9 protein-coding genes are annotated in these 8,187 nt (G+C 51.7%); 3 read left to right on the top strand and 6 right to left on the bottom strand.

What is annotated here, in order from left to right:
- A partial coding sequence (locus EK369_RS21095) for a helix-turn-helix domain-containing protein (protein WP_206198140.1) occupies positions 1 to 596 on the top strand: 596 nt, incomplete at its 5' end.
- 42 nt (positions 597 to 638) lie between these two features.
- Here the strand turns inward: EK369_RS21095 and EK369_RS21090 are convergent.
- The 6 genes from EK369_RS21090 to EK369_RS21065 all read right to left on the bottom strand — a co-directional run bounded on the left by EK369_RS21090 (position 639) and on the right by EK369_RS21065 (position 6,251).
- Complete coding sequence (locus tag EK369_RS21090; protein ID WP_127116260.1) at positions 639 to 1,709, bottom strand: replication initiation protein; 1,071 nt, start codon at positions 1,707 to 1,709, stop codon at positions 639 to 641.
- A 629-nt stretch (positions 1,710 to 2,338) separates the two neighbouring features.
- On the bottom strand, positions 2,339 to 3,013 hold the full coding sequence (locus EK369_RS21085) for a hypothetical protein (protein WP_127116259.1): 675 nt from the start codon (positions 3,011 to 3,013) through the stop codon (positions 2,339 to 2,341).
- A gap of 6 nt (positions 3,014 to 3,019) precedes the next feature.
- Positions 3,020 to 3,619: a hypothetical protein gene (locus tag EK369_RS21080; protein WP_127116258.1), complete on the bottom strand. Its 600-nt coding sequence runs from the start codon at positions 3,617 to 3,619 to the stop codon at positions 3,020 to 3,022.
- 75 nt (positions 3,620 to 3,694) lie between these two features.
- Positions 3,695 to 3,967, bottom strand: a complete 273-nt coding sequence (locus EK369_RS21075; protein ID WP_127116257.1) for a hypothetical protein — start codon at positions 3,965 to 3,967, stop codon at positions 3,695 to 3,697.
- Positions 3,968 to 4,041: 74 nt separating this feature from the next.
- Complete coding sequence (locus EK369_RS21070; protein WP_164727072.1) at positions 4,042 to 4,446, bottom strand: hypothetical protein; 405 nt, start codon at positions 4,444 to 4,446, stop codon at positions 4,042 to 4,044.
- 2 nt (positions 4,447 to 4,448) lie between these two features.
- A complete protein-coding gene (locus EK369_RS21065) occupies positions 4,449 to 6,251 on the bottom strand; it encodes a type IV secretory system conjugative DNA transfer family protein (protein WP_127116255.1) in 1,803 nt (600 codons plus the stop codon).
- 232 nt (positions 6,252 to 6,483) lie between these two features.
- On the opposite strand from EK369_RS21065, the gene EK369_RS21060 reads away from it, so the two are divergent.
- Positions 6,484 to 6,825, top strand: coding sequence for a plasmid mobilization protein (locus EK369_RS21060; RefSeq protein WP_127116254.1), 342 nt, complete (start codon positions 6,484 to 6,486; stop codon positions 6,823 to 6,825).
- On the top strand, positions 6,812 to 8,155 hold the full coding sequence (locus EK369_RS21055; RefSeq protein ID WP_127116253.1) for a relaxase/mobilization nuclease domain-containing protein: 1,344 nt from the start codon (positions 6,812 to 6,814) through the stop codon (positions 8,153 to 8,155). Before EK369_RS21060 ends, EK369_RS21055 begins: the two co-directional genes overlap by 14 nt.
- Positions 8,156 to 8,187: the final 32 nt, after the last annotated feature.

The following is an 8,187-nucleotide window of genomic DNA, read 5'->3' as shown; positions in this document are numbered from 1 at the left end:
TTTGGCATGTCTCAAGGGCGTGGCCGCACCCCTTCATAGGACTGTGGGCAACTATCCCCCCTGCCCTTCCCAAGTGTTCAGAAACCCGCTACCATGAACGCCATAAAACCAAAGGGAAACCCCAGCAAAAACAGGCGATGAACACTATGAAACTCACACTAGGACAGGCCGCAAAACACGCGGGCAGGGCGAAAGGCACATTGTCAAAAGCCCTTACAAACGGGCAAATTACAGCGCAAAAGGATGAAAAGGGCAGGTGGCAGATTGACCCCTCGGAGCTTCAAAGGTGGATGGAGGCCAACCCGTTGCCGAACACTACAGAAAACCAAGATACAACCCCAACAGAAACGCCCCAAAACTCTATTGGAAACAGTGCGCTAGAGACCGAAGTTAAGATGCTCCGTGAACAAATGGCGACTATCGACACGATGCACGAGCGGGAGCGCCAAGTTTTGGTGGATCAGATCGAGGACTTAAAGACCGAAGCAGAGCGCCGTAGCCGTGAACACATGCAGGCGCTTGCTGTTTTGACTGACCAACGGGAAAGAGCGCCAGAACCATCAAAACGCGGTTTCTGGGCGCGTTTAGTAGGGTAGGGGGCTGTCTTTGCGGCTGTTGAGTACATTAGGGAATTTAGCCTATCGCCGCCGCTGTTTCGCCCGTTGGAATTTCTTATCAACGAAGCCTTTGAAGGCCACGGCCACACCTTTCTGAAAGTCAGGTTTGCCCTTGCTTTCCCAGTACGCCCAGAACTGGCGTTCCATTTCTTCCATGTCGAAAGCGTAGTGCGTATTTATCGCCACCTTTTCGATATCCTCAGCAAGCAGGGCGGGGCGACCTTTGGCCTTTGCATCGCGTATGGTGTTGGCATCACCTGCGGCCAGCTTGATAAGCTTATCAGACTGAATCCGCTTTGGTGTTTTGGTCAGATGGAAGATGATTTCATCATAAAACCGACCCTTGCGGATTGGTTCATATTCGACTGAAAAACCCGCGCCTAGAGGATCATCATTGATCTGTTTTATGGCGGGTTTCAGAACACGGTGACGGAAGTTTTTCCAGTCAGGATAGGAATCGGGCGGAACTTTCAGCCAAGTGCGCAGCTCATCGATGCTGACACGGCATTGCCCGTCACGGCGATTCACATAGGCTTCCAAAATTTCATAGAGAGTGACGGCATATTTGCCCGACAGCTTAAGCAGAAAATGCACTCGCAGACGGGCAAAGCGTGACGGGTCTTTGATGATTGGTATCAGCAATTGGGGGAAAGCAAAATTGAGTGTTCCTGTGTCTCGCGCCTTCTTATGAACCTGTGCGCCGAACAGGTTATCAACGCCCATGATGCGATCATCACCAAGGGTGTATTCCCATTCAACGGTGGTTTTGGCGAGGCGCTTGGCGCTTTCCCAAAGCCAGTTGGTGCCATGGTCTCCACCGAGTTTGCGAAACACGGCATTGATGTCGCGCACTGGCAAGCTGTGAATGGGTTTTTCGCCCAGCTCGTCAAAGACAGCATGGAGCAGGAAAACCCACAGCTTGCGGTCACGTTCCGTGTATGGCCCTTCGACCTTCACAATGACCGTTTGAAGCGGAACGGGAACGGTTGCAGGATCGTCATTTGAAATGATCCAAGGCGATCCAGTGGGCTGAATCCCTTCCAGCTCACTTTCGGTGAATAATCCTAAATCTTGTGCTTCTGCCCGACTCATACACAAGAGCGTATCAATTTACTTGGGGGTACAACAGGGATAAAAAAAGTCATCCACATGTACCCTTGAGGGGGAGAAAAGGCGCTGAATCTGTACCCCTGAATGAGTTATGACTAAACGCTGAATTTGTACCCCTTAACGCTGAATTTGTACCCCTGAATCAAAAAAACCGCTGAATTTGTACCCCTTAACCTCGTTAAGTTATTGATTCAGTTCAGTGATTTAGGGGGGAACACCATCTTAGAACACTAGAACAACACAGCGAAGCTGTGGATAAAAGGAATCTGCCCCATGGGCAGATACTCAAGGCGCTATAAATCGGCTTACGCCGATACGCGCCTAAAGTTGCGCTTCGCACAACAAAAAGCAGGGGGATTTTTCCCTAATCTGTTTCCGAGGCCGTTCGCTGATTTGATCCCTGATCCATGACAGAACACCCATCAAGGACGCTTCGCGCCAGCAAGCTGGTAAATCCTTGACGGGCAACCTGTCACGGCTCTTTTCGGGATCAGCGAAGCGGCGACGGAAAGCAGGGGAAAAACGGCCACCAGCCTGACCAACAAAACCCGCGCCACACTTGGCAAGGGCTTCGACCCCTATGGGGTGTAAGGCAGATACAGGGGGTATCCTCATTTCCAGAGATACAAACTCGCCGTGCATGCTGCAAAACAGAACGGCAATAGGAGCAACCAACTGGGATAAATTCGCCAAATATGATTATCTTTCTCGTCAGCTGAGACAACCGTTAGAATAGCTCTATTCGCACGGGTGAGCTCTTCTTGAACAAAGCCGCCCTCGTCAGGGTTTGGAAGAGATTTGATGTATTGGTGCGTCCAGTGGTGTGTAAACATAGCGGCAGCGGTTGCCTGAATCCCGCTCACAAGCAGGTAAGCTAGAAAAAAGAGTACAGCCCACACCACGAGTCCCCATCCTTCAAACGTCATAGCATAATCCCACCATCTGTTTACGGGGGGCACTCCTGTCTTAAGAAGCGCTCCAACATCGCCTCGATTCTTTCTCACGAAGAGGGAGGCAAAGAACAAGACGAGATTTCCCCACGGTAACAGCAGCGGCACAGCAGCGGCAGTAAGATAGCCATAAAGGGCAGCTTTGAGCTGTAAGCGTCCTAAGTCTCGCCGCACATGCAGAGCGTTTGGATTGCTAGGCGTTGTTGGCTTGGGATTTTCCCATGGTGATGGTGCTGGTCGAGATTCGGCATTATCTAACGGGTGGCCGCAGTGGATACACGCCTCAGAACGATCCGAAATTTGCTGCTGGCAAGCTAGGCAGGTAATAAGAGCCATACGTCTCTATTCCTCAGGCGAAAGTATGATCCGAGATTCTTCATCCATGCCTAACAGAAGAGAACGGCCCTCATTAGAGACCTCGCCATCCAGATATCCGATGAACTCAATCTCATTTGGTTGCGATTGGTCTTGAGGAATAAAATACTTGGCGCAGTAAGTTGACGAATCAAAAACTGCAATCACTGGGTTGAGAAACTGTTTTTGGACAATCTCGCGGAAGTCGTCTTTCAGATCGTATCTTTTGAAATCACCTTGGTAATCTAGTTGTCTCACTACTTCTAGATGAGCGTCTTTGATTGCCTGTGCTCCTGTAGAACAGAAGCCACTATCCGTAACGCGGAATGAATCCGTGGTGTGCATTCGAAGAAACTCTGTGTCATTGATTTCAAAAGCAGTTGTTGTCGTAACAAAGCCTCTGGTGTCGGTAAGGAAGCTATATACTTCGACAGAGCGACAACCTTGAGCACCGTTTGATGGCAAGACACATTCAATCGGACTTGCTTTAAAAAGCTCAACCATTCGTTCGGGAGGGATTTTCTCCTGTGCAAGAGCGGGAGGTGCAAGAGTAAAAATAACTAGGTGGAGTAGGCTGATAAGACGCATTGTACTGCTTTCTTGGGAACGAATTGCGATCAACCTGACCGAATCCGACCATGACGGCAAGAGTTCTGGAGGGCACTAGCGCGACAACCTGCTCCAAACGGCAGAACCAACAACCGCTAGAGCGGCCAAACCTGTAGCCAGAACCACAGGATTTTCAAGCATCCCTCGACCGACCCCGCGTGCCAGACCATTGAACAAGCCAGTTGCCCGCGATCCGATGAACTCACCAGTCTTTTGAGGGGCGGCAGTAACTGCTGTAACCGCGCCGATGCCAAACGCCTTTTTGAGAGAGAACTTACTCGTGATGTACTTGGCTACACGTGCTGCCTTATTAAAACTAAAATTCATATATTCTCCTAAAAATCTCTTGTTTATAGTATATTATCAAATTCATAGACCGCATTGCAAATTTCCAACGGTCGTCATTTGAAAACTGCTCTAATGCCATAGTAAATCCCGAGAAACACTAAGAACGGAACGATGTAAGCACCCCAACCCATCTCCTCCACTATGGCGGAGTAATCGGTTGTTATGTGAAAGAAGGCTCGATCAATACCCCAGACACCCTCGTTCTTCATGATGGTTTCGGCCAAGAAGCGAAGGCTTCTTTCAAAGAAAAATAGGTTGAAAATTATAGTGGCCACTATAGCGAAGGGTACGGCCTTTCCCATGGTTGACATGAACTCATCCCATTCTCCCTTTGGTATGACGCCGCCGATTGTTTCTTCTGTTTCTTTCAGGGGAGTGTGGATGGGCGCGCCGCACTTAGGGCAAGCACTTGCTTTCACACTCACGGGGTTCTTACAGTCTTCGCATTCTACAAGCATTCTCAGGTACTCTTTCGGTAAGGGTTCTTGTCCGCCATCTCGTTCCATCGCTTCCGTTTGAAGTAGGGAACAAGCCGCGCTTTGATTGGTGAGGCCATTTCATCCATGATGATGATCTGCCGCCATTTGCGCATTCCACGCACCTTTTCAGGACGGATCAACGGCACACCGACTTCACCAGCAGATTCCCCAGAAGGGTTATCACGATGGCTTTTTGCCGTTCGTTCCCCCGCCGCTTCGGATACGAGCCTTGCCACTTCGGGTTCACGGATGGAGAAAAATTGCTTGATCGAGCAGAGGCCAAAAATCGCCTTGAAACCTGTTTGACCGTAAAGCTCATCACTGGCGAGTTGCGCCATGGTTTGCGTGAAGATCCACACGCGAAGGCCGGCTTTTCTGAATTGCCCCATGAAGGGCAAGAGATCTGGCAGATATCCCAAACTTGGCGCTTCATCGACTAGGAGCGTCACGGGACGTGCCGCACCTGGTCGACCGACAGCAATTCCAAAAACGCCCATAAGCATGTTCATCCATGGCAAAGCTGTTGTGAGTTGCCCCGATGGAACCAGCAAATAAACCGTGATGTTTTCGCGTTTGAGGTCGCCAGCATCGAAACCGTTTTTCTTCACATGCTCACCCAGAGGCGTTGAAGGGGCATAGCGTTCCGTTGCCGTTGCCGCCTTCCGAATGATGCCTTGCCACTGTTGCGGCGCTGTTTTGATGATATCCATGTAGCCTTCCGCCTCATATTTCAGGGCGGGGTGGCCGTGGTCGATAATATCGCCAAGCCACCACAAAAGGGCTTCTGAGCTATCGCGCGCCCGCTCATAGATGAACGACAGGTTGCGCAATTCTTCATCCTCATAAAGCACAGTTGCACCGATCACGAGGGCAAGGAAGGTTTTGCCCTCATCGTTCCAATATGAGCCGCTTTCCCTGCGATCTGTGACCATGAGATACCGTGCCAGCACATCGCAATCAGCTTTGAAAGTGGATAGCTTGGGATCAATAATCGACATGGGGTTGAACCCCGTATCTGGATAATTCAGTCCCGTGCCTTGCTCGAATACCTCTTGGAACGGATTTAACAGCACCACACGGCCGTTCTCAGCCCTGTGGCGTGATGTTATGGCCGTAAGCTCTCCTGAAGGGTCTGTGACGATCACAGAGCCTTCAGTGAGTTCCAGAAGGGCAGGAATGACCAAACCCGTTGATTTGCCGCCACCAGCACCGCCAATGGTGATGATATGGCCTTCATCGTTGTGGTAGAGATCACGCCCCCATGAGCGCCCCAGAAACAGCCCGCCTTTTTTCCAAAGCCCAGCCCGCCAGAGTTGCCACGGACTCGCCCAGCTTGCCGATCCATAAGCTTTTCCCCGCCAGAGTTGCCCCCACTGGATACGGGCGAGAAAACGGGCGATGACAATCCACACACCAGCCGCAAGAGCTATCGCGATTAGGAGCGGTTCTGGTGGATCGATCTGCACCGCCTGATTGAAGCCCAGCACCGCCTTGGCGAGACAGAAGGCAATCAGGAACTTCGCCAGCCACACCGACAGACGGAACGAAACGCACAGCAGGAAAACTCCCACCGCCAGATAAAGCGCCACAACATAGCCGCGCCCTTCATAGGCGAAGAAATCCCGAAAATGCGTGTTCCAGAGGTCAGTGTATGGCTCCCATTGCCATTGCCACCACCTGCCCAGATCATCCGCGCCGACATACACCCAGACCAGAAAGCCGATGCAAATGGGAACCGTCAGCATGACGATTTCCAGTGCTATCTGCCACGGCTTTTGTTCCATGTTCGACCCTTCGCATTTTTGCGTGATGGTGGCCGATGATGGAGAAAATGGACAGGCGCAAAAATACGAACTGGCACCTGTGGCAACGGTTCATTTCTTAACTTTGAGTTAAGGGCTTTTTGATACGGTAATGACTTGGGATAGCCAGATGTGTATTTATTTACATAAATACTCTGGTTCAGGGTGGGAAATCCCCCCTAAAGACCCCCCAAGAAAGGAGCACTGACGCACCATGGGACGGCCAAAACTTTCACCCGATGAGCGCCGAGACTGTCAAACGACAGTGCTCTACACCATGCGTGAACGTGCCGAGCTGGAACGCCGTTCCCATGCTCTTGGCCTCACCTTGTCCGAGTACATTCGCCGGCGCACTTTGGGGGTTCCACTTCCCCCGCAAAGTGCTGACCGCGAAACCCGCGACAAGCTGGCAACCTCGCTCCTGCGCATTGGTGTAAATCTGAATCAGATCACCAAGCACATGAACGCAGGCCGCCATGCACCGCCAGAACTTCCCGCGCTTGTTGCTACGATCAACACCCACCTGAAAATTCTAACCCGCCATGAATCCCGTTGAGATCACGCAAGGAAAATCCTTCAAAGGATTATCCGCTTATCTCCTGCATGATGAAAAACGTCAGGGCGAGGAATCCCGCACCACGTCTGAACGGGTTGGATGGTCACAGACCTACAACCTCGCGGGAGCTGATGCGGATCAGGCTTGGCGCCTGATGTTGGCAACTGCCAACAGTGCCAACGCCCTGAAAGAAGCCGCGGGGATCAAGAAGGGAAAGGCCGTGAAAAATACGGTCTATCACTACTCGATCAACTTCAACCCAGAGGATGAACTTACCCCCGAAATCCAGCAAAGCGCCGTTGCTGAATCGCTCAAGGCTTTGGGGCTTGACGATCATCAAGCCATGGCCGTGGAGCATACCGACAAAGCCCACAACCACATTCATGTGATGGTGAACCTCATCGATCCTGCCAACGGCATGAGCGCCGCCAGCCCACAGATGGGCGCGGATGGAAAAAAGCGATCCAAGCTTTCCAACTCGCGCCGCAAATTGTCGTCATGGGCGAAGAAATTTGAACGCGATAATGGATTGATTGTCACCGAAGGGCGCTTGGCCAATGCCAACAAACGAGCGCAGGGAGAGAAGGTCAACGCACAGCGAAAATCCCGCAATGTGCACGAGCGGCAGAAAGCGGAAAAAAATGTGAAGCGCACCATGGATTTCATGAAGCGCCAGCAGAACGATCGGGCGACGGTCATTCAGGAGAAATCCGCCGAGCTGAAGGAGAAAAGCCGCCTCGAATGGGATGCCCTGAAGCAAAGTTACGCCATCGAGAAAGAAGCCATTCGGGCGCAAATGTCCCCCACGATGAAGGCACAATCTGCCGCCATCAAGGAAGCCCACAAACCAGAATGGAAAACCCTGTTCAGGCGACAGCAACTAGAGCGGTATCAGTTCCACAGGGAACAAAAAACCGCCGTGGGGCGTATCTGGTATGGCGCTATGAGTGTCCGCCAGATGGTTCGCGAGGGGAAAGGTTTTAAGGCGTTGCAGGCGGCTTTTTCCTCTGTGCTACAGCGCGATATTTTGATGATGAAGCAGGACAACGAACGGGCAGAGCTTAGCCGTGCGATCAAGGCTGAAATCAATGAAGCCATGACGCAGGCGAAGCAAGATTTTGACCGTCAGTTTGAAGAAACCCGCACCAGATTCCTTGATGACTGCGACAGCCTGAAATCTGAACAGGATGAAGCATGGAAGGAAATCCGAGCCGACTGGAAAGCCTACAACCGCGAACGCCGTGAAGCCTTTGAAACCCGCCGAGATCGTGAGCAAACCCGAGAGCGGGGTTTTGGCATGTCTCAAGGGCGTGGCCGCACCCCTTCATAGGACTGTGGGCAACTATCCCCCCTGCCCTTCCC

Origin of the sequence: Shimia sediminis, assembly GCF_003990645.1 — a bacterium.
In the GTDB taxonomy this organism is placed as follows: Bacteria; Pseudomonadota; Alphaproteobacteria; order Rhodobacterales; family Rhodobacteraceae; genus Shimia; species Shimia sediminis.
Note: the sequence above shows the minus strand (reverse complement) of the source record. Positions and strands in the feature narration are given on the sequence as shown.